We start from the raw sequence: 2,118 nt of genomic DNA, 5'->3' as shown, positions 1-2,118 counted from the left end.
GGGGTGCGGTGGGTGGCGATGGTGTGGGTGACGTCGATGATCCGGGTGATCATTTCTTGTTGCAGGGGTTCGGCCCAGGGTAGGGGCCGGCCGCCGAAGGGTGTGCCCCGCACCAGAGTGAGGGCCTTCTCCAGGTCGGTCAGGCCCGCGGGGCCCAGGGGAAGTGCGTGTTCGGCGAGTTGGAGGAATCGGGTCCAGTCGCAGCGCACGCTGTCAGCGAGCCGGTAGGGGTCTGCTCCGGTTTTGCGGCGGGGTACGTAGGGGTTGCCGGTGGGGTCGCTGCCCAGGCAGCTGCGCAGGCCCTGCAGGCGTGCGTTGAGGGTGGCTGTCGACCAGGGGCTGGTGGGGTCCATGTCGGTACACAGTGCGTCGGCGGTGCGGCCGGGGCGGAAGTACAGCAAGGCGGCGAGCTGCGCCATTTTGGGGCCGTGACCGGTGTGGTCCACGCCGTCGACTTCGACCGGCCCCAGGACGCGGATCTCCGGGGCGTGCAGGGTGTGCGCCTCGCGCTCTGCCTCCTCGGGCAGCGCGGGCTCCGTCAGGGCGGTCCCCGGGGCGTCAGCTGGTGCGGCGTCGGTGGCCTGCGTAGTGGCCGGGAACCCGGGGGGCGACGACACCGCTGTCTGGGCGCCCGGTCGGGCCTCGTCGTCGCGCCGGGTCGACGATGGGGTGGGGGAGAGGAGCCGGAGCCCGGCGGGATCGGTGCTGGCGGCGAGCAGGGCCGGGAAGACCCCGCTGCTCATCTCCGTGGCCGCCGGTGACGGGATCGGGGCGGTCGTGGTTGCGGGCGCGCTGGGCTCCTTCGGTGAGGAGTGAGCGGGCTGCTGCGCCCAGTCGGGCTCGTCCGGGACGTCCTGCCAGGGCCCGTCGGCCGGGTGGAGCGGCTGCCCGGACACCCGCAGTGCCGTGGTGATCTGCTGGTAGGCGGCGTGCTGGAGGCGCTGCACGGTGATGTCGACGCCGGCGTAGTCGAGGGTCTGCGGGTCGCTGCGGGAGGCGTTGAGGATCTCCGCTTCGGGGAAGTGCGCGGTCGTCGTGCTCGCGGGGGCGATCAGGGTGACGGGGACCGTGCCCGCCTTGTCGATGACGTCGGCGAACTGCCAGGCCGCATCGTCGTCCAGGGAGGACGCGCACAGCAGCAGGTACGGCTGATGCCGTATTTCGGGCATCTGGTGTGCTTCCAGGAGGCGCATCCTCAGGTCGCGCAGGGCGTGCGTGGCCTGGCGCATGTGGGCGATGCGCGTGGTGGGCAGCAGGTGGGGCAGGTCCTCGCCGAAGCCGACCGTCATGATCTCGACTTCGCCGGCCCAGGGGCTCATGGCGAGTTCCAGGGCGAGGGAGGTGCACACCTCGGTGATGTGGAGCGGGTTGCCGTCCAGCAGCAGCGCGGGCAGGGCTTTGAGGTTGAGCAGCAGCAGGTCGCCCGCCTCGGTGTGGCCGATCGTGACCAGCCCCGGATACGGGGCCGGCACGTCGCGGGCGGCTTCTTCGTCCAGGAGGGCGGCGTCGGCGGGCAGGGCCCACCAGCCGGCCTTCCCGGCCACGAAGGGCGCTCCAGCGTCCAGGGTGAGGTCCTCGGGCAGCACCTCGATCGTGCGGGTGCCGATCCGGGCGGCCCGCAGCGGCGGCGGGACCATGTCGGCCTCCTGTTGCTGGGCCGCGTGGTGGGCCAGGGTTTTGAGGGCCACGTCCAGGCGGGCGGCGCCGCCCGCGTCGGCGGCCGCGGCCAACTGCGCCTCCGCGGGGGAGGTTTGTGCTGCGATGGCGATCTTCTGGCCGGGCGTGCGGCGGCGGCGCTGCAGGGTGCGGCGCAGGGCGAGCGCACCGGTGATGGCGGCCGCCAGCAGTGCGCCGGCACCGAGAACGGTTCGCAGGTTCAGCGGGTTGTCGGCCGGAGCGGGTGCCGGCGTCTTCGATGCCGAGGCGGCGGGAGAGGAGGCAGCAGCGGAGCTGGGCGCTGGGGTTGACGCCGGCGGGGAGGTGGCAGAGGGCGACGCGCTGTCGTTGGGCTGCGTCGAGGAGGCCGGTGCCGAGGGTGATGCCTGATCGTGTCCGGGCTGCTTGGCAGGGCGACGTGCCGTTGTGCTGGGGGCCGACGACGGGGGTGCGGGGGTGGTG

The 2,118-nt window shown here is 73.1% G+C and carries 1 pseudogene; it reads right to left on the bottom strand.

What is annotated here, in order from left to right:
• Nucleotides 1-2,118 (bottom strand): annotated as a pseudogene (locus GRC12_RS43870) (LysM peptidoglycan-binding domain-containing protein); the annotation flags it as partial.

Origin of the sequence: Streptomyces griseorubiginosus (genome assembly GCF_017614965.1) — a bacterium.
In the GTDB taxonomy this organism is placed as follows: domain Bacteria; phylum Actinomycetota; class Actinomycetes; order Streptomycetales; family Streptomycetaceae; genus Streptomyces; species Streptomyces griseorubiginosus_B.
Note: the sequence above shows the minus strand (reverse complement) of the source record. Positions and strands in the feature narration are given on the sequence as shown.